The sequence below is a fragment of the Pseudomonas sp. MIL19 genome, assembly GCF_028680365.1.
Taxonomy (GTDB): domain Bacteria; phylum Pseudomonadota; class Gammaproteobacteria; order Pseudomonadales; family Pseudomonadaceae; genus Aquipseudomonas; species Aquipseudomonas spirodelae.
Map to the genome: position 1 here is coordinate 37,309 of NZ_JAPPVG010000015.1, position 22,058 is coordinate 59,366.

Below are 22,058 nucleotides of genomic sequence, written 5' to 3' on the forward strand. Positions count from 1 at the left end.
GTGAGGGCGACCCACAGGCCGAGTCTTAATTACTGCGAGTCATCCTGGTTTTCAATCTGCGTACGCAAGGCGTTTTTAGCCGAGTTCAGGCGCACGCCCAAGCCATTGCTGCTAACGCGCACCGCGACCCCGCGTACTGCCGTCGACTCAGCTGGCAGGCCACTGACCTGCACGGTCAGCAACTCACCTTCGATGAAGGTCTTGTCGGCATCTTTTAGCTCGACAAAAACGCCCGTGTCGGAGATGTCTCTGGTCACGCCCGTCAACATGCCGCGCTGACCTTCGATTGTGACTGTCAGTTTGACGTTAGAGCGCAATGCCTTGCGGTGGGCTTTGGTCTGCGTAGCCTCTTTGCGCCACGCGTCTAACTGGCCACGTTGATCAATCAGTTGGTTTTGTAGTTGTGCCTCTACCCAGGCGGAGCGCGCGCTGTTATTGCTGGCTTGGGCGAGGTGTACTGCTCTATCGTTTTGCGCTATTGCAGTGAGCAGCTTTGAACGGGTATCCGGTGAGGTGGCTTTAGCGCCTGGGCTGTTCAGCAGAATTTCATTTTGCAGCTGCTCGATACGCTCTCTAATCATCGACAGTTTTTGCGCTGCTGCCGACATACTTGAGGACGAAAAAGGAACACCCAGCTTGAGGCGTAACTTGTCCGCAACAGTCAGTTTGGCTTGGGTTTCTTGCTCCAGCAGTTGCTGGCTCGCAAGTTCACTACGCAGTTGCTCACAGTACTCCACAGCGTCTTTGAGGGCAGCGAGGAAAACCTCATTAACGCGCTCGAGTTCTTGCTCAATCCAGCGTTGGTTAAGTTCGACTCTGAGCTGTTCAAGTCGCACAGCTTTGGTTGTATCGGCTGCGGAGCGATCTGTGGTCATAGATTCAACGCCATACATTCAGTCCATGTTTTTCGAGTATACCCGTTGAGTTGTAGACCCCAGCGGTTGACGCAACACTGAATCTCCCCCGGCTTTTACGTAGTGCGGATGGGCGTTGGCTGTCATGCGCGAAGGACAGCGTTGAGTCGATTTCTATCCCGAATAACCGCCAAAGCTAGGCCGCGCGTTAGAGCGGCAGGCTAAATGCCTATAACGTAGCGTAGCGTCATTACCGACACCCTAAAACAATCCATAAGTGTGATCTGTTGCCATCAATCAGGCGCTGTCGTGGCTTAACGCGAGTCAACATTCGCTGAGCGACAGCTCTCAAGAATTTCATCTGCCAGTGGGGAGTCGTCAGGGCAGGCCCGGGACAAAACCAGTGCGCCCAGAGCATGGGCAACGTTGTTAATCGCTCGGGCCCGCGCGTGCCGCAGTGCCTCAGCACTGCGCCCGTCCTCTGCGCCTTGCAGATCTGACAGCAGATTTTCGAGCCCCGCCGCAAAGGTCGCCTTGATCGCATCAGACTGCCGCGCCGCGTCACCGCTCAGCGCCGCAAGTGTGCAACCGCCACCGCGGTCGTCGCGGTGCTCGCGTGAGAGGTAGTGACGAAAAAAATCCGTCATATCCACGCCGTCCATCTGTGACTTCGTCTTGGCCACCCCACACGCAGCAGCCTCTGCCATCAACTCTGCCTTGGAGCCGAAGTGCCGGTAGAACCCGCCATGCGTGAGGCCGGCAGTCGCCATCAGCTCCGCCACACCGACACCGTCGTAGCCGCGCTCACGAAATAACGTGCAGGCCGTTTCGACGATGTGCGCTCGATTTGCCTCGACCTGCGCCTTTGTAACCTTCATGCCCTGCTCCCCTTTATGCCGACAACCACCCGGCAAGAATACATTGATGTTACTCATCATCAAAATGTTTGACTATTTTGATTATGACCGTAATCATAAACCCGCTCGCGTCAAAAAACGCCTCTCAATCGCGGCTTAGGTGATTGCAGAGCGCAGGTCTGGCGCGGCATAGACAAAGCGACTTACTAGCGAACTTTGCTCATTTTATTTTCAGGTAGCTCCCACATGTCCCAATCAGCTTCGTCCAACCCAAATTACCTGGCGCAACAGCTGCGTCTGCCCAACGGCAGCCTGTTGCGTAATCGCTTGGCCAAGGCGTCGATGAGTGAGGCGCTGGGCACCTACAACAACCGCCCCACCCAAGGGCTGGTCACGCTTTACCAGCGCTGGGCCGCTTCCGGTATTGGACTGATCCTGACTGGCAACGTGATGATCGATCGGCGGGCACTGGGTGAACCGGGCAACGTGGTGAACGAGGACGAAGCGGATTTGCCCATCCTGCAACAGTGGGCGCGCGCCGCCACCGATCAGTGGTGCCGCCATCTGGGTACAGCTCAACCACCCCGGCAAGCAATCGCCCAAAGGCCTGAACGCACGCAATATCGCACCATCGGCGGTGCCGTTTCGCGAGGACATGGCGGCGTTCTTTGAAACGCCCGAAGAAGCCACCCATGCCGAAATCCAGGAGATCATCTCGCGCTTCGGTCGTAGTGCCGCCATCTGCAAGAAAGCGGGTTTCAGCGGTATCGAAATCCATGGCGCGCATGGCTACCTGATCAACCAGTTCCTCTCCCCGCACCACAACCAGCGCACGGATCAATGGGGGGGCTCGCCGGAGAACCGCCGCCGCTTCTTGCTGGCCGTTTACGCCGAGATTCGCCGTCAGGTGGGCGATGACTTCCCAGTAGCGATCAAACTCAACTCCGCAGATTTCCAGCACGGCTGGTTTTACCGAAGAAGAGTCGCTGGCAACGATTAAAGCGCTGGTCGATGCCGGCATCGATCTGATCGAAATATCCGGCGGCACCTATGAAGCTCCTGCCATGAGCGGCGGGCTCCAAGAACAGAAAAAACCATCCACTGCAGCCCGTGAAGCCTACTTCCTCGAATTCGCCGAAAAAGTCCGCGCCACGGTGCACGTCCCGCTGATGCTCACCGGTGGTTTTCGCAGTGCCGCCGGCATGAATGCCGCGCTGGCTTCTGGCGCGGTAGATGTCATTGGCCTGGCGAGGCTGCTGGCAATCGACCCCGACGCACCGACCGCACTGCTGCAGGGAAAGGACAGCGCCCAGCAGGTGCACACCATCAAGACAGGCATCAAGCCGATCGACCGCATGGGGCTGATGGAGATTCTCTGGTACTCCCTGCAACTCAAGCGAATCGCCAAGGGCCGCGAGCCGCGCGCCAATGAAAGCGGCCTGCTGGCGTTCGTCAAATCGCTGGCCATGAGTAGCTGGGGCACCTATCGCACCCGACGCCTGCGCGCGCGCAACTAAGACTCGCGTTAAAACTGATCGTTGCTGCTCTATGAGTGGCTGCCACATATCCTGAAAATTAAGGTGCCGCTATGACATCCAACACTCCAGTCGCGCTGGTCACCGGCGCTTCATCCGGCATTGGCGCAGCCACCGCCAAACAACTCACGAAGGCCGGTTACAAGGTTTATGGCACCAGCAGGCGCGGCATCCAGGCCGCGCAAAGCAACATCACAATGCTGGCGCTCGATGTCACGGATGATGTGTCTGTATCAGCTGCGGTCAACGAACTGATCCAGCTTGAAGGGCGTATCGATCTGTTGGTGAACAATGCCGGTTTCGGCATTGCCCCTGCCGGTGCAGAAGAAAGCTCGCTCGAACAGGCCCAGGCGCTTTTCGACACAAACTTCTTTGGCATTGTGCGCATGACCCGCGCCGTAGTCCCGCACATGCGCCGCCAAGGCCGCGGCCGAATTATCAACATCGGCTCGATTCTGGGCGTCGTGCCCATGCCCTACATCGCACTCTATGCCGCAAGCAAACATGCCGTAGAAGGCTACTCGGAAGCGCTTGATCACGAGTTACGCACACGCGGCATTCGTGTCGCGGTCATCGAACCGGCTTTTACCAAGACCCAGTTCGAAGCGAACAACATCGAGCCCGATGCCAAGCTCGATGAGTACCACAACGTCCGCACGAGCCTCGCCAAGGTGTTCAGCCAATCGATGGCAAACGCCGATGATCCAGACGTTGTGGCCAAGGTCGTCGTAAAAGCGGCCAGCGCCGCGCGCCCTAAGCTGCGTTATACCGCAGGTGTAGCGGCTGGCCGTCTGAGCCTGCTACGCGCCTTCGCCCCGGCAGGAATTCTCGACGCTGGCATCCGTAAAAGCCTGCAACTTGAGGGGTAAATCGCTGGCAAAAAAACCTGAGCCACGCTCACCGCAAGGCACACCCGGAATCCACATTACGTCGCAAGCCCGGGAAGAAAGACTCGCGTTCTGATGCTCATCCACAGGAGTTCACACATGAAGCAAACCGTTGATTTTTTCTTTGATTTCGTAAGCCCCTATAGCTACCTGGCGTACAGCCAACTGGACAGCCTGCAGGCGGATGTCAGCCTGCGCCCCATACATGTGTTGAGCGTGATGAAAATGGTTGGCAATACGCCAACCACCGTCACCTGTGCAGCGAAAGGTCGCTACGCCGGCACCGACCTTGCGCGCTGGGCGCGCCGCTATGGCGTCGCGCTCAAGCGCCCTGACATGCGTGCCATGAACAACGCCGCCTGTGCGCGAGCAGTGCTTGCGGCGCCGTCCAGTGAGGCCGCACGGCAGATCACCAGCGCACTGTTTAATGCCTGCTGGCGGGACGGACAGACCCTGACCACAAGCGCTGAAGTGCTTGGTGTGCTTGAAGCGGCAGGCATCGAAACAGCGAGCCTAGCTGACCTGATCGATGCACAAGAAACCCTTGAGCGACTGGAAAAAAACAACCAGGAGGCGGCCGAGCGCGGCGTGTTTGGCGCACCGAGTTTTCTGCTCGGGGTGAACTTGTTCTTTGGTAATGATCGACTTGATTTTGTTCGCGAACATTTGGCGGGAGTGTAACCATTATGACTGCAGCTACTCAGCAACCCCTGGCGTTGATTACCGGTGTCGGCCCCGGCGTCGGCTCATCCCTGGTTCGTCGTTTCGCCGAAGGCGGTTATCGCGTGGCGATGATCGCTCGCGACTCGGCACGGCTGGCCGAACTTGAGGCCGAAGTGCCCGGCACCTTTGCCATGCCCTGTGATGTTACCGACGCCGGGGCACTCAAGCAGGTGCTTGAGCAGATTGGCGCACCGCAAGTGGTGGTGCACAACGCGGTCGGCGGCTCCTTTGCCCCCTTCCTCGAGACCAATCCAGAAACGCTGCGCCGCAACTTTGAAATCAACACCATGGCGCTGCTGAACCTGGCGCAAATGGTCGCCCCGGCGATGATCAAGGCTGGCGAAGGCGCCATCGTCGTCACGGGTAATACCTCGGCGCTGCGTGGCTCGCCCAACTTTGCCGGGTTCGCGCCAACCAAGGCCGCGCAACGCATTCTCGCTGAGTCGCTGGCCAGGGATCTGGGGCCAAAAGGCGTGCATGTGGCTTATCTGGTTATCGATGCGGTCATCGATGTGCCTTGGGCGCGCGAGATGCACAGCAAAGCGCCGGATAATTTCTTCATCCAACCCAAGAGCATCGCCGCTGAAGTCTTTCACTTGGCGCATCAGCCCAAGGATGCCTGGACCTTTATCTCCGAAGTGCGCCCCTACTGCGAAAAATGGTAAGGAGCGTAGGAAAGGCATCGATCGCCAGGATTTGCTTGCCCAAGGGGTGTAAAAGGCGTTTCGGTGCGGCTATCGCCACAAAAAACGGGCTTATGCATCACGCATAAGCCCGTTTTTATTGAAGCGGTTGTACTTAGCCGCGCTGACGCTTAGGCAACACGTCTTTGAGCTTGGCGTGCATGCCGCGCAGGGTTTTCTCGGTGGTGTCCCAGTCGATGCAGGCATCGGTGATGGAGACGCCGTACTTGAGCTGGCTCAGGTCCTTAGGAATCGACTGAGCGCCCCAGCCTAGGTGGCTTTCGACCATCAGGCCGACGATGGATTGGTTGCCTTCCAGAATCTGGTTGGCAACGTTGTCCATGACCAGTGGTTGCAGGGCCGGATCCTTGTTGGAGTTGGCGTGGCTGCAGTCGACCATAATGTTCGGACGGATGCCGGCTTTGGTCAGTTCCTGCTCACACACGGCCACACTCACCGAGTCGTAGTTCGGCTTGCCGTTGCCACCGCGCAGCACCACGTGACCGTAGGCATTGCCTTTGGTGGTGACGATGGAGACGCCACCTTCCTGGTTGATACCAAGGAAACGGTGCGGGCTGGAAACCGACTGCAGGGCGTTGATCGCTACCGTCAGGCCGCCATCAGTACCATTTTTGAAGCCAACCGAGGAGGACAAGCCGGAAGCCATTTCACGGTGGGTTTGCGATTCAGTGGTGCGCGCGCCAATGGCCGACCAGCTGATCAAATCCTGCAGGTACTGCGGGGAGATCGGGTCGAGGGCTTCGGTCGCGGTTGGCAGGCCCATTTCCGCCAGGTCACGCAGCAACTGGCGACCGATATGCAGACCGTCCTGAATCTTGAACGAGTCGTCCATAAATGGATCGTTGATCAGGCCTTTCCAGCCGACGGTGGTACGCGGCTTTTCGAAATACACGCGCATAACCAGATACAGGCTGTCCGACAGCTCAGCAGCCAGCGCCTTGAGGCGCTCGGCATACTCGTGGGCGGCCTTGATGTCGTGAATCGAGCACGGCCCGACCACCACAAACAGGCGGTGATCCTTGCCATCGAGAATATTGCGGATTACCTCACGCCCGCTGGCAACCGTGCGCAGGGCAGCGTCAGTCAGCGGAATTTCACGCTTGAGCTGTGCGGGGGTTATCAGGGTATCGTTGGAGGCAACGTTGAGGTCATCAATCGGTAAATCAGCCATCGTGCTATTCATCAGTAAGAGTCATCAGGTCACGGGTGCCGGCCGCCAGCGATCCCCGTGTGGCGGAGCACAGCAATAGGAGCACTGCGGGGAAGCCGAACCTTAGCGCGTAAAGGCACGGCTCGACAATGGGCTTGGCGGCTTGAGCCGTGCCGATGGTTGGATTGACTAATTCAAACTATCGCGGGAAAACTCGGCAGCGTGCTGGCTGATCCACTCTTGCGCCACGGCCTCAATCGATAAGCTACAGCCCTGCTGCTGCTCACATTGCTTGCGGTAGTGCTCGATGTGGCACACCTGTTCGACCATGCGGGCGCGAAACAAGGTGTCCTCATCAATAAAGGCGATACCCACCAGATAATGCTCACCCTGTTTACGGCACCATGCCACCAGCCCCGGGTAGCGCGCCTGCTCGCCGAACAGCGGGATGCGCATTTCAACAGCCGTGCCGCGGCGAAAAGCACGGCTGGAGTTGCAAGCCACGCCGCCGAGGCTGATATTGTTGAGCCGCTGTTTGGGCACACACGCCTGTTTGCGCAACACCAACTCCACCGGCATATCACTGGGATGACGCAGAAAGTGACGCATCGCTTACGACCTCAGATGCCATCAATTTGATATCAGACATGAGCAGTATAGTGACTGAACTGGAACTCACCGATTTAGATGCGGATCGTCACCTGCTCGACCTGCCCGGCACGTCATTGCTGATATTCACCAGCATAGGTTGTGCCAGTTGCCGTTGGGCGCGCCGTGAATTGGCCAAGCTGGACCTGCCCGTGCAGCGCCTGGCGTGGGTCGATGCGGGCAACAATGGCGGTTTGGTTACGCGTTACGAGGTCTTCCATCTGCCGGCCCTGTTTGCCGTGCGTGATGGCCAATTTTATGGCGCTGTGCAGGCTCGCTTGCTGAGCAGCGAATTAACCCTGGCGCTGGACACTGCCCTGTCGCGCCCCGCTGAGGAGCTTCCCTGATGACTGCAGCACCCCGTATCGGCATTATCGGCTGCGGCGCGATTGGCGGCTTTTATGGCCTGATGCTGGCCCGCGCCGGCTTTGATGTGCATTTTCTGCTGCGCAGTGAATTCACGGCTGTGGCCAGTGAAGGCCTGCGAGTCAACAGTGCTGTGCACGGCTCGCTGCATCTGGATAACGTGCAGGCGTACCCGTCGGTCACCGACATGCCGCCGTGCGACTGGCTGCTAGTCGCCGCCAAAACCACCAGCAACGCCGAACTGGCCCCGCTTATCAGCCAGGCGGCGGCGCCCGGCGCCAAGGTGGTGCTGATGCAAAACGGCCTGGATGTCGAAGACGAACTACGCCCGCTGTTACCCGACTCACTGCACCTGCTCGGCGGCCTTTGCTACATATACGCGCATCGCAGCGCGCCAGGTGTGGTTGAGCATCAGGCCCTGGGCGGCGTCAACCTTGGTTATCACTCAGGCCCGGCGCTGGATACAGAGAGTCGCCAGCTGATCCTTGAGCAAGGCACCGGCTTGTTTCAAACCGCAGGGCTGGCCTCCAAGGCGATGGCCGAGCTGAAGCAGGCGCGCTGGCAGAAGCTGGTGTGGAACGCGCCCTTCAACGGCCTGGCCGTACTGCTGAATAGCGGTACCAGCGCTCTGATGAGCAACGCCGAGAGCCGGGCCCTGATCGCCGCCCTCATGCAAGAGGTGGTAGAAGCTGCCAGCGCCTGTGGCTATCCACTGCCTGCGGAGTTTGCCGGTAAATTGCTGGCGGCCACCGAGCGCACACCGGACTATTTACCGAGCATGTACCACGACTTTGCCCTGCAACGCCCGCTGGAGGTGCACGCTATTTATGCCGTCCCCCTGGCCGCCGCTGCCAAGGTCGATTGCGCCATGCCACGCACCGAGATGCTCTACCAAAGCTTGCGTTATCTCGAACAACGCCAACCGTAAAACGGGAGCAGCCATGAGCAAGGGATTAGGCGACAAACTGGTACTGGCGATTTCCTCGCGGGCGCTTTTCGACCTGCGCGAAAGCCATCACATCTATGAAAGCCAGGGCGTTGCAGCTTATCGCCAATACCAGATTGAGCATGAGGACGAGATCCTCGCCCCTGGTGACGCCTTCCCTCTGGTCGAAAAGCTGTTGGCGCTCAATACCACCCTCAAGCAACAGCGGGTCGAGGTGATTCTGGTGTCGCGCAACAGTGCCGACACTGGGCTGCGGGCATTCAACTCGATCCAACACTATGGCCTGGGCATTTCCCGCGCCGCCTTTGTCGGCGGGCGCAGCCCGGACCCGTATCTCGCAGCATTCGGCTGCCAGCTGTTCCTCTCCACCCATGCTGAGGATGTGCGCAGCGCACTGCGCGCCGGCTTTGGTGCGGCGACCATTCTCTCCGGCGGTGCGCGGCGGGCAGCCAGCAATGAACTGCGCATTGCCTTCGATGGCGACGCGGTGTTGTTTTCTGATGAGTCCGAGCGGGTCTATCAGCAGGGTGGCCTGGAGGCCTTTCAGAGCCACGAACGCCAGTCGGCCCGTGAGCTGCTCGGCGGCGGCCCGTTCAAACCCTTCCTTGCGGCCCTGCATCGCTTGCAACAGGAGTTTCCTGAAGAGCAATGCCCGATTCGGACCGCCTTGGTCACCGCGCGCTCGGCCCCGGCCCATGAACGGGTGATCCGAACCTTGCGCGAGTGGAATATTCGCCTGGATGAATCCTACTTCCTCGGCGGTCTGGAGAAAGCCGCCATTCTGGAAACCTTCGGCGCCGATGTGTTCTTCGACGACCAGGCCGGGCACTGCGAAAAAGCCCGCGAAGTGGTCGCCACCGGGCATGTGCCGCATGGCATCAGCAACGAACCTCAGCCTTAACCCAGCCTTCTAAGCGGGGCACTGCGCCCCGCTGCCCCGCTTGCGCATATAACCATTCGTCCTCAAAACCCTGAGCTTCATTGACCTGCCAATTGCACTGCTAAGCTCAAATCGGGCCCGCCAGTCAGGCAGTCAAGGAGGCCGCATGATCCGTTCGATTCTCTATGCCACCGATCTGGGCCTCTACGCGCCTTATATATTGCAACACGCGCTGGAGCTGACCCGCTCCTTCAATGCCAACCTCTATGTGGTGCACGCTGTGGAGCCCATGGGCCTGTTTGCCGAGTCGGTGTTACAGACGTATCTGGATGAAGAGCGCCTCAAAGAACTGCGTGAAAACGGCCTGAGCACCGTGATGGCCAGCATCGAGCAGCGCGTGCTGGAAGGCTTTCGTGATGAAGTGGGCGAGACCTTGCATGACCTTGACCTGATCAAGGCGGTACGGGTGGTACAGGGTGATCCACCGCTGGTGATACTCGATGCCGCGCAGCAACTTGGCGTCGACCTGCTGGTCTTAGGTAGCCACAGCCACGGCACAGATATGGACATTCCACTGGGCCGTACCGCGTCCCGCCTGGTGCAGTTGGCCGAAGTACCGGTGTACCTGGTGCCGATGCTGCAGCACCGCAACCGAGGTGATCTTTAAAGAAGTGCAGCAGATTTTATTTTTTGGTCTAGTTTTAATGCTTAACTAATCATTATGGTTATATAAACGCCGACGACCTGAGCGGCTGTCTTTCTGCTTTGAGGGAATTTTATGAAGCTTCAGCAATTGCGCTACATCTGGGAAGTCGCGCATCACGACCTCAACGTTTCTGCCACGGCGCAAAGTCTCTACACCTCGCAGCCGGGCATCAGTAAGCAAATCCGCTTACTAGAAGACGAGCTGGGCGTGGAAGTATTCGCCCGCAGCGGTAAACACCTGACCCGCATCACCCCAGCCGGCGAGCGCATCATCAACACCGCCGGTGAGATCCTGCGCAAAGTTGAAAGCATCAAGCAGATTGCCCAGGAATTCTCCAACGAGAAAAAAGGCACCTTGTCGATTGCCACCACCCACACCCAGGCGCGCTACGCCCTGCCGCCGGTGATCAGCGCGTTTATCAAGCAGTACCCGGATGTATCCCTGCACATGCACCAGGGCACGCCGATGCAGATAGCCGAAATGGCCGCCGATGGCACGGTTGATTTCGCCATTGCCACCGAAGGCCTGGAGCTGTTCAACGACCTGATCATGATGCCCTGCTACCGCTGGAACCGCTGCGTGGTGGTGCCGCAGGGTCACCCACTGACCAAACTGCCGAAGCTGACCCTGGAAGCCCTGGCTGAGTATTCCATCGTCACCTACGTATTCGGTTTTACCGGCCGCTCCAAACTCGATGAAGCCTTCAGCCATCGCGGCCTGACGCCAAAAGTGGTGTTCACTGCCGCCGATGCCGACGTGATCAAGACCTATGTACGCCTGGGCCTCGGAGTCGGCATCGTGGCCAAGATGGCCGTCGATGCCACCCTTGATCCGGACTTGGTGGTGCTAGATGCCGGCGAGCTGTTTGAATCCAGCGTGACCAAAATCGGCTTCCGCCGTGGCACCTTCCTGCGTGGTTTTATGTGCGACTTTATCGAGAAGTTCGCCCCACACCTGACCCGCGATGTCATGGCCAAAGCCGTGCAATGCCACGGCAAGGCCGAGCTGGAAGAACTGTTTGAAGGCGTTGAACTGCCGCTGCACTAATCTCGCTTCAACAAAAAGCCGGTCGCGTGACCGGCTTTTTGTTGCCCGCGATAAACGGCCGGTCACTCGCCGCGCAGCAGTTCCTTGCCATGGGCGAAGTTCACCCACCAGCCAAACGCGGCGGCGGTAAAGAACATGATGATGCTGTAGATCGCCGCCGGGATCGACATGGTCGGGTTGTTCAGCAGCATCGGGCTGAGCGCCAGGGCAATCGCCAGGGTGCCGTTGTGGATGCCAATTTCCATACCGATGGCAATCGACTGGCGCAGGCTCAGCTTCATCAACCGTGGCACCCAATAGCCCACCGCCAGGCTGATCAAATTGAAGGCCAGCGCGGCGCCGCCCACCAGGGGCGCGTAGTCAACGAACGTCTGCCAGTCCTTAACCACAGCCAGCAAAATGATGATCAGCAAAAACAGCGCGGAGATGATTTTCACCGGCTTTTCCATGCGGGCGGCAAAACCTTCGAAACGGCTGCGAATCCACATGCCGATGGCCACAGGGCCGAGCACGATGGCAAACACCTGGACCACTTTGGTGAACTGCAACGGCAGCGCCTGATCGCCGTCCATAAAGTAGGCCAGCGATAAGTTAACGATCAGTGGCATGGTCAGCACCGCGACCACCGAATTGACTGCCGTGAGGGTGATATTCAGCGCCACATCACCGTGGGCCAAATGGCTGTAGAGATTCGCCGTGGTACCGCCTGGCGAGGCGGCCAGCAGCATCAAGCCAACGGCCAGGGCGGGTTCCAGGCCAAACGCTTTAGCCAAGAAGAAGCACACCAGTGGCAGCAGCACTAGCTGGCAGCTCAGGCCGATCAGCACCGGCTTGGGCAGTTTCACCACGCGGGCGAAATCCGCCAGAGTCAACGACAAGCCCAGGCCGAGCATGATGATGCCCAGGGCAACGGGAAGAAACAGGGTCAGTAACGGATCAGCAGTCATTATTGTTCTACTCCGGGATCGGGACAGCGCAACGATTCTGGCGAGCGCATGACGATGCTCGCAGTGACTTTAGCGGCCAATCAGCCGACCAGGGAACCCTATATGCAAAAAGGCGCCATAAAGGCACCTTTTTATCGCCACACCTGCAAATCAGATCGCCGTTGCACCACCATCCACGGCCAGCGCATGGCCGGTGGTAAAGGCTGCGTTATCGCAGCACAGGTAAAGCACGGCGGTGGCAACCTCTTCGACCTTACCGATGCGCCCGACCGGGTGCATGGCCGCTACGAATTCAGCCTTCTTCGGGTCGGTTTCATAGGCGCGGCGGAACATGTCAGTGTCTATTACTGCTGGGCAAACGGCGTTGACGCGGATTTTCTTCTTCGCATATTCCACCGCAGCGGACTTGGTCAGGCCAATCACTGCATGCTTGGACGCCGAGTAGATACTCATCTTCGGCGCCGCCCCCAGACCAGCTATCGACGCCGTGTTGACGATGGCGCCACCACCCTGGGCCAACAGCAAGGGAATCTGGTGCTTCATGCACAGCCACACACCTTTGACGTTAACGCCCATGATCGCGTCGTAGTCGCTTTCGCTACCGTCAGCCAGCTTGCCCTTCTCGATCTCGATGCCGGCATTGTTGAAGGCATAATCCAGGCGCCCATAAGCCTCCAGCGTAAACTCCATAAGCACCTTGACCTCGGCGTCACGGGTCACGTCGCAGCGAACAAACAGCGCATCGCCGCCGGCCTCACGGATCAACGCAACCGTACCCTCTCCGCCTGCCACATCGACATCGGACACCACCACTTGCAAACCTGCATTGGCGAATGCCAGTGCGGTAGCACGGCCAATACCAGCAGCACCACCAGTGACCAGGGCAACCCGGCCGGAAAAGCTCAAGCTCATCTGCGTGTCCTCGCAAGGAATAGAAACTGCGCCGAGTCTAATCAGCTGCCCACGCCCACGGCAGCACTATCAAGCGAGCGCTGAAGGCTCCATCCAAATGAGTGATTAACGCCCCAGGCTGCCTATCACGCGAATGGATAAACAACCATTCGTTGCCTGGGCACATCTTGCTCAACGCGGGCGTACGGGCTATCAACAGTCTTTCCGCTCAATGAGTACCCGCAATGACTGCCCCACTCAATCGTCAGTTCCTGCTTGCCCAACGCCCGGTTGGCCTGCCCAGCCGCGACACCTTCAGTTATGTAGAAACCAGCGTCGGCGAACCCGGCCCCGGACAAGTTCTGGTGAAAAACGCCTACCTGTCGCTGGACCCGGCCATGCGCGGCTGGATGAATGATGCCAAGTCCTACATCCCACCCGTCGGCATTGGCGAAGTCATGCGCGCCCTCGGTGTGGGGGAAGTCATCGCCTCGCATCACCCGGACTTTGCCGTAGGTGACCATGTCAACGGTGCACTTGGTGTGCAGGATTACTTCCTCGGTGAGCCCAAGGGCTTTTACAAGGTGGACCCCAAGCGCGCGCCTTTGCCGCTGTACCTGTCGGCGCTTGGCATGACCGGCATGACCGCCTACTTCGCCCTGCTTGATGTGGGCGCGCCGAAGGCGGGTGAAACCGTGGTGATCTCCGGTGCTGCCGGCGCCGTGGGCAGCGTGGCCGGGCAAATCGCCAAGCTCAAAGGTTGCCGCGTCGTCGGCATTGCTGGTGGCGCCGACAAGTGCAAATTTCTGATCGATGAGTTGGGCTTCGATGGCGCCATCGATTACAAAAATGAAGAGGTGATCGCCGGCCTCAAGCGCGAATGCCCGAAAGGCGTGGACGTGTATTTCGACAACGTCGGCGGCGACATTCTCGATGCAGTGCTTACCCGCCTGGCCTTCAAGGCGCGAGTAATCATTTGTGGCGCGATCAGCCAGTACAACAACAAGCAGGCGGTCAAAGGCCCGGCCAATTACCTCAACCTGCTGGTCAACAGCGCGCGCATGGAAGGCATGGTGGTGATGACCTATGCCCCACGCTTTGCCGAAGCGGCGGCGGAGATGGGCGGCTGGCTGGCCAGCGGCCAATTGAAGTCCAAGGAAGACATTGTCAGCGGTCTGCAAACCTTCCCGGAAACCCTGCTCAAGCTGTTTAGCGGCGAGAACTTCGGCAAGCTGGTGTTGAAAGTCGACTAACTGGCCGGCTTAAACAGCAAGGACTTTAGCCGTGCCCCCACAAGGTCGCGACTAAAGCCTTTGCATCAATTAGGCGCCGCAATGTCTGCGCCTAACCCGCCCTACCGGGTTAAGCCCGGTGACGACGCACTTCAATAATGTTTGGCAGGCGCGAGATACGTCCCAGTAGCCGCCCCAATGCATCCAACCCCGGAATTTCAACCGTGATGGACATCGAAGCGGTGTTGTCCTCTTTGTTCGAGCGGGTATTAAGCGCCAGCACATTGAGCTTTTCGTTGAGCAGCATCTGAGTCACGTCACGCAGTAGACCGGCGCGGTCATAGGCGCGAATGATGATGTCCACCGGGTAGGTTTGTACCGGCACCGGCCCCCAACCAACCTGGATGATCCGCTCCGGCTCACGCCCGGCCAGTTGCAGCACCGAGGCACAATCCTGGCGGTGGATACTCACCCCACGACCGAGGGTGATATAGCCGACAATTGGATCGCCGGGCAGCGGCTGGCAGCAACCCGCCATCTGCGTAAGCAGATTACCCACGCCCTGAATCTGGATATCACCACGCTTGCCGGGTTTGAAACCCAACGCCTTACGCGGGATCAGCTCTAACTGCTCGTTGACCCGATCGGGTTCAACCAGTTGCTGCGCCAGGTTGACCAATTGCGCCAGGCGCAAATCGCCCGCACCGAGCGACGCGAAAAGATCCTCACTGGTCTTCATATTGGCCTTGTCCGCCAATTTTTCAAAGTCTACGTGCGGCAGCGCCAGGCGCAGCAGTTCGCGCTCGAGCTGGGTTTTACCCGCCGCCACGTTCTGATCACGGTCTTGCAGTTTGAACCAGTGAACAATCTTCGCCCGCGCCCGCGAGGTGGTGATGTAACCGAGGTTGGAGTTCAACCAGTCGCGGCTCGGCGTGCCGTGCTTACTGGTGATGATCTCCACCTGCTCGCCGGTTTGCAGGCTGTAGTTGAGCGGCACAATGCGCCCGTTAATCTTCGCACCGCGGCAGTTATGGCCGATTTCGGTGTGCACCCGATAGGCAAAATCCAACGGCGTCGCGCCCTTGGGCAGGTCGATGGCGTGACCGTCCGGGGTGAACACGTAAACCCGGTCCGGCTCGATATCCACCCGCAGCTGTTCAGCCAGACCGCCGATATCGCCGAGTTCCTCATGCCATTCGAGCACCTGACGCAGCCAGGAAATCTTCTCCTCGTAATGGTTGGAGCCGGCCTTAACGTCAGTGCCCTTGTAGCGCCAGTGCGCGCACACCCCCAGCTCGGCTTCCTCGTGCATGGCCTGGGTGCGGATCTGCACCTCCAGCACCTTGCCCTCTGGGCCAAGCACGGCCGTGTGCAGCGAGCGGTAGCCGTTCTCTTTGGGGTTGGCGATGTAGTCGTCAAATTCCTTGGGAATATGCCGCCACAAGGTGTGCACGATACCCAGCGCGGTGTAGCAATCACGCACTTCAGGCACCAGCACCCGCACTGCGCGCACGTCATAAATCTGGTTGAACTGCAGCCCTTTGCGCTGCATTTTCCGCCAGATCGAATAAATATGTTTCACCCGGCCACTGATGTCGGCCTTGATTCCGGTGGTATCCAGCTCGCCACGCAGCTGGCCCATCACTTCATTGATGTAGTGCTCGCGGTCCAGACGGCGCTCGTGCAGCAGCTTGGCGATCTGCTTGTACTGCTCGGGTTCCAGATAGCGGAATGACAGGTCTTCGAGCTCCCACTTGATATGCCCGATACCTAAACGGTGGGCCAGCGGGGCGTAAATGTCGAAGACCTCGCGGGCCACACGTTGACGCTTCTCGTCGTCGGCCTCTTTCACCGCACGGATCGCGCAGGTGCGCTCGGCCAGCTTGATCAGCGCCACGCGCACATCATCGACCATCGCCACGAGCATCTTGCGCAGGTTTTCCACCTGGCCCTGGGAGCCCAGCACTAGAGAGTCACGCGGGTTCATCGAGGCGCTGATGGCAGCCATGCGCAGCACGCCTTCGACCAGCTTGGCCACCACCGGACCGAAGCGCTGATGGACCAGCGCTAACGGCACCTTGCCCTCACGCACGCAGCGGTAGATCACGGCAGCGACCAGGGAGTCCTGGTCGAGTTTGAGATCGGCGAGAATTTCGGCGATCTCCAGACCGGCGCGGAAACTCGACGCGCCCTCAGTCCATAAATTCTTCGCAGCATTGGCCTGCTGCTCAGCCGCGCGGGCGAACTCACACGCCTCACGCAGGGCGTCGCGATCCAATGCGGGGTCGACACTCAGTACATGTTCGAGCCATACCTCAAGATTGATACTGCCGTCATCGTTGATCGGCTGATGCGCTCTGACCTGAACCATCTTGCTTACCTTCCCTACAGTGCGTGATGTGCACACCGAACAGTCGCCAGCCTTCTATGGGCTGGTCGGTTTAACCACTTAAGGCGCAATCCCTGTGCACCCCTGCTGCATCGAAAGCGGTGCAGGCCATTGGGCCTACCACCCTCTCTCGCTGCGCCTATCTACGGCTTAACAAACAGCGCCATGGCTTCAACATGCGCGGTTTGCGGAAACATATCGAGGACACCGACCCGTTCGAGCTGATAGCCCTGCGCCAGTAATTCAGCGCTGTCACGGGCCAAGGTCGCCGGGTTACACGATACATACAACACCCGTTTAGCGCCCAGCGCGGTCATCTGCTTAACCACCTGTAACGCCCCATCGCGCGGTGGGTCCAGCAGCACCGCGGCGAACCCGCCCTGCGCCCAGCTAGCCTCGGCCAGCGGGTTGGACAGGTCGGCCTGGAAAAAGTGCGCGTTGCCCAGGTTATTCCTTTGGGCATTCAACGCGGCGCGCTCGACCATAGTCTGCACGCCCTCTACCGCTACAAGTTCACGCACCCGCTGGGCCAGCGGCAAGGCGAAATTACCCAGCCCGCAAAAAAGATCCAGCACCCGCTCATCGGCCTGCGGCGCGAGCCATTCCAGCGCCTGCGCAACCATGGCGTCGTTAACCGGCTGATTGACCTGCACAAAGTCCCCAGGCCGATAGGCCAGGTTGAGGTCGTAAGCGTCCAGGCGATAACTCAGTTGCTCCTGAGGATCCAACGGCTGCGGCTCTGCACTGCCCTGTAACCACAGCTGAGCCGCCTGCGCGGTGCAAAATGCCTGTAAGCGGTCGAGGTCAGCTTCACTCAGCGCTGCGGTATGCCGCACCAGCACAGCACTGCTGCTGCCACTGAACAACTCAACATGACCAATCGCCTGGGGTTTATCCAATTCACGCAATACCTGAGGTAACGCGCGCATGATCGGTTGCAAAGGCTGTACCAGTACCGGGCAGTCACTAATCGCGATGATGTCCTGACTGGCTGCGGCGCGGAAACCAACGTCCAAACGCTTAGCCTTGTTGTCCCAACGCACGGCAATCCGCGCGCGGCGGCGATACGCCAGCTCAGGACCGACCAGCGGGGCGGACCATTCACGCGGCTCAAGGTTGGCCAGACGACTCAGCTGCTCGGCGAGCATGCGCTGTTTCAGGGCAAGCTGATCGGCATGGGGCATATGCTGCACGCTGCAGCCGCCACAGACCTTGGCATGGGCGCAGGCCTCGCTGCGCCGCTTGGCGCTGGCGCTGAGAATCCGCTCAGTGCGTGCCTCAACCACCTTACCGTGGGCACCCAACACACGCGCCTCAATCTGCTCACCGGCCAACGCGCCGCTGACAAACCAGGTGCGGCCCTCGACAAAGCCGATACCACGGCCATCGTTAGCCAGGCGCTCGATGGCCAGCTTCTGTTTCTTGCCCACCGGCACCTGCGGCGCACGGGAACCACCGCTGGGTTGAAAGCGTAGACCGCCGTCTTTCTTAGCCATCAGTTACTCGGTTCGGCGTAAATGCCACTGGACAGGTAACGGTCACCACGGTCGCAGATAATTGCCACCATCACCGCATTCTCGACTTCTTGCGACAAGCGCAGCATGGCCGCCACCGAACCGCCGGAAGATACTCCGCAGAAGATGCCTTCTTCGCGCGCCAGCCGGCGCATCACGTCTTCGGCCTCCTGCTGGCCCATGTCGATAATGCGATCAACCCGCTCAGCCTGATAAATACTCGGCAGATACTCCTGCGGCCAGCGGCGGATACCCGGAATCGACGCGCCTTCCATCGGCTGCAGGCCGACGATCTGCACCTCAGGCTTCTGTTCTTTCAAGAAGCGCGACACCCCCATGATGGTGCCGGTGGTGCCCATGGAGCTGATGAAATGGGTGATCTGCCCGCCCGTTTGCTGCCAGATTTCCGGGCCAGTGCTGGTGTAGTGGGCAATCGGGTTATCGCCATTGGCGAACTGATCGAGCACCTTACCCTTGCCCTCGGCCTGCATCTGCAAGGCCAGATCGCGGGCCTCTTCCATACCACTGACCAGAATCAACTGCGCGCCATAGGCCGTCATCGCCGCCTTGCGTTCGGCGGTGGAGTTGTCCGGCATGATCAGCACCATCCGGTAACCCTTGATCGCCGCGGCCATGGCCAGGGCAATGCCGGTATTGCCACTGGTGGCTTCGATCAGCACATCACCGGGGGTGATATCACCACGCTGCTCGGCGCGGCTAATCATCGACAAGGCCGGGCGGTCTTTTACCGAGCCCGCCGGATTGTTGCCTTCAAGTTTCAGCAGCAAGGTATTGCTGGTGTTACCCGGCAAACGTTGCAGGCGAACCAGTGGGGTGTTGCCGACGCAATCGGCGATGGTTGGGTAATGCAGGCTCATGGCGAACAAGATGATCCAGAAGCGAAGAAGGTCCTCATGATACCGGCAAACCATCCTCGGCTATATAACCGACCCGCTTTGCACGACAGCATTTGCCATGAGAGCGGGCGCAACCGCTAAACTGCCGCGACGTCAGTACAGGAGGCAGCGCGTGATAACGGATTTAGGCATCAAAGGCCGGGTGCTCATGCTCACCCTACTGCCCACCAGCCTGTTGGCACTGGTGCTCGGCGGCTATTTCACCTGGATGCAGTTGTCCGGTTTGCAGGAGCAGTTGCTGCAGCGCGGGCAGATGATCATCGAGCAACTCGCGCCCCTCGCCGCCCCCGCCCTGCAAAGCGGCGACGCCGAGCTGCTGCAGCGCATCGCCAGCCAGGCACTCGAACAGCCTGACGTGCGCGCCGTAAGCTTCCTCAGCGCCGATCGTAACGCCCTCGCCCATGCGGGACCGCGCATGCTCAACCCCTCGCCAGCGACGGGTAAGCAACAACTTGCACAAAACAGCAACCAGAACGCGACACGCTTTCTTCTGCCGGTGTATGAGCAGCACCTGAGCCTGACTGGCAAGGCCGCCAGCAACCTTGGCACCCAGTTGCTCGGCTGGGTCGAGCTGGAACTCTCGCATCACAGCACCCTGATCATCGGCTACCGCAGCCTGCTCGCCAGCCTGCTGTTGATTGCCGCCGGCCTGATGGTCACCGCCCTGCTTGCCGTGCGCATGAGCCGCACCATCAACGAACCACTGCGGCGGATCAAACACGGTGTTGCCCAACTTAAGGATGGCCACCTGGAAACCCGCCTGCCTCCGCTGGGCAGCCATGAACTGGACGAGCTGGCGTCGGGCATCAACCGCATGGCCGAGTCCCTGCAGAACGCTCAGGAAGAACTGCAACACAGTGTCGACCAGGCCACCGAGGATGTGCGGCAGAACCTGGAAACCATTGAAATACAGAACATCGAATTGGACTTGGCGCGCAAAGAGGCCCTAGAGGCCAGCCGGATCAAATCCGAATTCCTGGCCAACATGAGCCATGAAATCCGCACACCGCTCAACGGCATCCTCGGCTTCACCAACCTGCTGCAAAAAAGCGAGCTGACCCCGCGCCAGCAGGACTACCTAGGCACCATCGAAAAATCCGCCGACAGCCTGCTGGCGATCATCAACGAGATCCTCGATTTCTCTAAAATCGAGGCCGGCAAGCTGGTCCTGGAGAATATCCCGTTCAACCTGCGTGATCTGCTTCAGGAAAGCCTGACCATCCTCGCCCCAGCTGCCCACGCCAAGCAGCTAGAGCTGCTCAGCCTGGTCTATCGCGATACGCCGCTGTCGCTAATCGGCGACCCGCTGCGGCTCAAGCAGGTGCTGACCAATCTGGTGAGTAACGCGATCAAATTCACCCGCGCCGGCAGCATTGTCATCCGCGCCATGCTCGAAGACGAAAACGCCGACCGCGCCCAGTTGCGCATCAGCGTGCAGGACACCGGCATCGGCCTCTCCGATGACGACTTACGCGAATTGTTCCAGGCCTTCAGCCAGGCCGACAATTCGCTCAGCCGCCAGGCCGGTGGCACAGGCCTGGGCCTGGTGATTTCGAAACGCCTGATCGAACAAATGGGCGGTGAAATCGGTGTCGACAGCACCCCCGAGGAAGGCTCGGAGTTCTGGATCACCTTGAGCCTGCCCAAGGCCCGTGACGATGCCGAAGACCAGCCGCGGCCACCGCTGCTCGGGCGTCGTGTGGCGGCTCTGGAAAGCCACGACCTGGCCCGCCAGGCCCTGCAGCATCAGCTGGAAGACTGTGGCCTGCAGGTCAGTTGTTTTGACAGCCTCGACAGCTTGCTCAGCGCGGTGGCCGAAGCCCGACATAGCGCTCAACCGATTGAACTGGCGGTGCTCGGCGTCAGTACCCAGACCCTGCCGCCAGAGCGCCTCGATCAGCGTATCTGGGAGCTTGAGCGGCTGGCCTGCAAAACCTTGCTGCTCTGCCCGACCACCGAGCAGTCGCTCTACCACAGCTTTTTGCCGGATGCGTACAGCCAGCTGCAAGCCAAACCCGCCTGCACACGCAAGCTGCAACGCGGCCTGACCGAGCTGATTAGCCCGAGGCAGAACCGTACTGACTACAAACATACTGCGCCCAGCCGACCACCGCTGATTCTCTGCGTCGACGACAACCCAGCGAACCTGCTGCTGGTGCAAACCCTGCTGGACGATATGGGCGCCCAGGTCAGCATCGCCAACAGCGGCTATGAAGCCGTGGAAAAAGCCGCTGAACAGACCTTCGACCTGATTTTTATGGACGTACAAATGCCCGGCATGGACGGTCGCCAGGCCACCGAAGCGATTCGCCTGCAAGAAAACGAGCGCGGCCAGCCCCCGGTCGTGATTGTCGCGCTGACCGCCCACGCCCTGGCCAACGAAAAGCGTGCCCTGCTGCAAAGCGGGCTAGATGACTACCTGACCAAACCCATCAGTGAACGCCAATTAGCCCAGGTGGTGCTCAAATGGACCGGCCTGGCCCTGCGCAGCCAGAGCAGCGAGCACAGCGAAATCAGTGCGACACATAACAACCTCAGCGTACTGGATGCCGAAGAAGGCCTGCGCCTAGCTGCTGGTAAAGCAGATCTGGCCGCCGACATGCTGAGCATGCTCCTGGCAGGGCTGCCGGGTGACCGCCAAGCCATTCGCCAAGCCCGCGACAGCGGCGAACGCAACAGCTTGATCGAGCGCGTACACCGCCTGCACGGGGCCACTCGCTATTGCGGTGTGCCGCAACTGCGCGCCGCCTGTCAACGCAGTGAAACGCTACTGAAACAGAACGACCCCGCCGCCCAGCAAGCACTCGATCAACTGGAGGCCGCCATCGACCGGCTGGCTCAGCATGCACAGCTCAGCGCCTGAAT

Annotated in this window: 22 protein-coding genes; 13 read left to right on the forward strand and 9 right to left on the reverse strand. The window is 59.6% G+C overall.

The window, feature by feature from the left end; all coding sequences use genetic code 11:
• Nucleotides 1-29 precede the first annotated feature (29 nt).
• Together N1078_RS11900 and N1078_RS11905 are read right to left on the reverse strand one after the other, a co-directional pair.
• The gene (locus N1078_RS11900; RefSeq protein ID WP_274088392.1) at nucleotides 30-875 is read right to left on the reverse strand and encodes a PilZ domain-containing protein; all 846 of its coding nucleotides are present in this window, start codon (nucleotides 873-875) and stop codon (nucleotides 30-32) included.
• A 293-nt stretch (nucleotides 876-1,168) separates the two neighbouring features.
• The gene (locus tag N1078_RS11905) at nucleotides 1,169-1,732 is read right to left on the reverse strand and encodes a TetR/AcrR family transcriptional regulator (protein WP_274088393.1); all 564 of its coding nucleotides are present in this window, start codon (nucleotides 1,730-1,732) and stop codon (nucleotides 1,169-1,171) included.
• Between the two features lie 225 nt (nucleotides 1,733-1,957).
• On the opposite strand from N1078_RS11905, the gene N1078_RS11910 reads away from it, so the two are divergent.
• The 6 genes from N1078_RS11910 (at nucleotide 1,958) to N1078_RS11935 (ending at nucleotide 5,521) form a co-directional block, all read left to right on the forward strand.
• Complete coding sequence (locus N1078_RS11910) at nucleotides 1,958-2,383, forward strand: hypothetical protein (protein ID WP_274088394.1); 426 nt, start codon at nucleotides 1,958-1,960, stop codon at nucleotides 2,381-2,383.
• The gene (locus tag N1078_RS11915; protein WP_274088431.1) at nucleotides 2,319-2,711 is read left to right on the forward strand and encodes an oxidoreductase; all 393 of its coding nucleotides are present in this window, start codon (nucleotides 2,319-2,321) and stop codon (nucleotides 2,709-2,711) included. Before N1078_RS11910 ends, N1078_RS11915 begins: the two co-directional genes overlap by 65 nt.
• Nucleotides 2,712-2,775: 64 nt before the next feature.
• Nucleotides 2,776-3,228 carry a hypothetical protein gene (locus N1078_RS11920; protein ID WP_274088395.1) on the forward strand — a complete coding sequence of 151 codons (453 nt, stop codon included), beginning with the start codon at nucleotides 2,776-2,778 and terminating at the stop codon, nucleotides 3,226-3,228.
• A gap of 71 nt (nucleotides 3,229-3,299) precedes the next feature.
• The gene (locus N1078_RS11925; protein ID WP_274088396.1) at nucleotides 3,300-4,115 is read left to right on the forward strand and encodes an oxidoreductase; all 816 of its coding nucleotides are present in this window, start codon (nucleotides 3,300-3,302) and stop codon (nucleotides 4,113-4,115) included.
• A gap of 117 nt (nucleotides 4,116-4,232) precedes the next feature.
• Nucleotides 4,233-4,814 (forward strand): 2-hydroxychromene-2-carboxylate isomerase, encoded by a 582-nt coding sequence (locus tag N1078_RS11930; protein ID WP_274088397.1) that lies wholly within the window; start codon nucleotides 4,233-4,235, stop codon nucleotides 4,812-4,814.
• A gap of 5 nt (nucleotides 4,815-4,819) precedes the next feature.
• Nucleotides 4,820-5,521 (forward strand): SDR family NAD(P)-dependent oxidoreductase, encoded by a 702-nt coding sequence (locus N1078_RS11935; protein WP_274088398.1) that lies wholly within the window; start codon nucleotides 4,820-4,822, stop codon nucleotides 5,519-5,521.
• A 133-nt stretch (nucleotides 5,522-5,654) separates the two neighbouring features.
• On the opposite strand, the gene N1078_RS11940 is transcribed toward N1078_RS11935, so the two are convergent.
• The gene (locus N1078_RS11940; protein WP_274088432.1) at nucleotides 5,655-6,731 is read right to left on the reverse strand and encodes a 3-deoxy-7-phosphoheptulonate synthase; all 1,077 of its coding nucleotides are present in this window, start codon (nucleotides 6,729-6,731) and stop codon (nucleotides 5,655-5,657) included.
• A 168-nt stretch (nucleotides 6,732-6,899) separates the two neighbouring features.
• Complete coding sequence (locus N1078_RS11945; protein WP_274088399.1) at nucleotides 6,900-7,319, reverse strand: PilZ domain-containing protein; 420 nt, start codon at nucleotides 7,317-7,319, stop codon at nucleotides 6,900-6,902.
• A 38-nt stretch (nucleotides 7,320-7,357) separates the two neighbouring features.
• Between N1078_RS11945 and N1078_RS11950 the strand changes: the two genes are divergently transcribed.
• The 5 genes from N1078_RS11950 (at nucleotide 7,358) to cysB (ending at nucleotide 11,303) form a co-directional block, all read left to right on the forward strand.
• Nucleotides 7,358-7,705: a thioredoxin gene (locus N1078_RS11950; protein ID WP_274088400.1), complete on the forward strand. Its 348-nt coding sequence runs from the start codon at nucleotides 7,358-7,360 to the stop codon at nucleotides 7,703-7,705.
• Entirely contained in the window at nucleotides 7,705-8,652 is a 948-nt protein-coding gene (locus tag N1078_RS11955; protein ID WP_274088401.1) for a putative 2-dehydropantoate 2-reductase, read from the forward strand. The genes N1078_RS11950 and N1078_RS11955 overlap by 1 nt, the downstream gene beginning before the upstream one ends.
• A gap of 13 nt (nucleotides 8,653-8,665) precedes the next feature.
• Nucleotides 8,666-9,571: a 5'-nucleotidase gene (locus tag N1078_RS11960; protein WP_274088402.1), complete on the forward strand. Its 906-nt coding sequence runs from the start codon at nucleotides 8,666-8,668 to the stop codon at nucleotides 9,569-9,571.
• A gap of 145 nt (nucleotides 9,572-9,716) precedes the next feature.
• Complete coding sequence (locus N1078_RS11965) at nucleotides 9,717-10,217, forward strand: universal stress protein (RefSeq protein WP_274088403.1); 501 nt, start codon at nucleotides 9,717-9,719, stop codon at nucleotides 10,215-10,217.
• Between the two features lie 111 nt (nucleotides 10,218-10,328).
• Complete coding sequence (cysB, locus tag N1078_RS11970; protein ID WP_274088404.1) at nucleotides 10,329-11,303, forward strand: HTH-type transcriptional regulator CysB; 975 nt, start codon at nucleotides 10,329-10,331, stop codon at nucleotides 11,301-11,303.
• A gap of 62 nt (nucleotides 11,304-11,365) precedes the next feature.
• On the opposite strand, the gene N1078_RS11975 is transcribed toward cysB, so the two are convergent.
• Together N1078_RS11975 and N1078_RS11980 are read right to left on the reverse strand one after the other, a co-directional pair.
• Nucleotides 11,366-12,250 carry a bile acid:sodium symporter family protein gene (locus N1078_RS11975; protein WP_274088405.1) on the reverse strand — a complete coding sequence of 295 codons (885 nt, stop codon included), beginning with the start codon at nucleotides 12,248-12,250 and terminating at the stop codon, nucleotides 11,366-11,368.
• Between the two features lie 150 nt (nucleotides 12,251-12,400).
• On the reverse strand, nucleotides 12,401-13,162 hold the full coding sequence (locus N1078_RS11980) for an SDR family oxidoreductase (protein ID WP_274088406.1): 762 nt from the start codon (nucleotides 13,160-13,162) through the stop codon (nucleotides 12,401-12,403).
• 224 nt (nucleotides 13,163-13,386) lie between these two features.
• Between N1078_RS11980 and N1078_RS11985 the strand changes: the two genes are divergently transcribed.
• Nucleotides 13,387-14,394: an NADP-dependent oxidoreductase gene (locus N1078_RS11985; protein WP_274088407.1), complete on the forward strand. Its 1,008-nt coding sequence runs from the start codon at nucleotides 13,387-13,389 to the stop codon at nucleotides 14,392-14,394.
• Nucleotides 14,395-14,503: 109 nt separating this feature from the next.
• Here the strand turns inward: N1078_RS11985 and relA are convergent, their stop codons facing one another.
• The 3 genes from relA to cysM form a co-directional block, all read right to left on the reverse strand.
• Nucleotides 14,504-16,744: a GTP diphosphokinase gene (relA, locus tag N1078_RS11990; protein ID WP_274088408.1), complete on the reverse strand. Its 2,241-nt coding sequence runs from the start codon at nucleotides 16,742-16,744 to the stop codon at nucleotides 14,504-14,506.
• A 161-nt stretch (nucleotides 16,745-16,905) separates the two neighbouring features.
• Nucleotides 16,906-18,258, reverse strand: a complete 1,353-nt coding sequence (gene rlmD, locus N1078_RS11995) for a 23S rRNA (uracil(1939)-C(5))-methyltransferase RlmD (RefSeq protein ID WP_274088409.1) — start codon at nucleotides 18,256-18,258, stop codon at nucleotides 16,906-16,908.
• The gene (cysM, locus tag N1078_RS12000) at nucleotides 18,258-19,154 is read right to left on the reverse strand and encodes a cysteine synthase CysM (RefSeq protein WP_274088410.1); all 897 of its coding nucleotides are present in this window, start codon (nucleotides 19,152-19,154) and stop codon (nucleotides 18,258-18,260) included. The genes rlmD and cysM overlap by 1 nt, the downstream gene beginning before the upstream one ends.
• 151 nt (nucleotides 19,155-19,305) lie before the next feature.
• Here cysM and N1078_RS12005 point away from each other — a divergent pair, with 151 nt between their 5' ends.
• The gene (locus N1078_RS12005; RefSeq protein WP_274088411.1) at nucleotides 19,306-22,056 is read left to right on the forward strand and encodes an ATP-binding protein; all 2,751 of its coding nucleotides are present in this window, start codon (nucleotides 19,306-19,308) and stop codon (nucleotides 22,054-22,056) included.
• Nucleotides 22,057-22,058 lie beyond the last annotated feature (2 nt).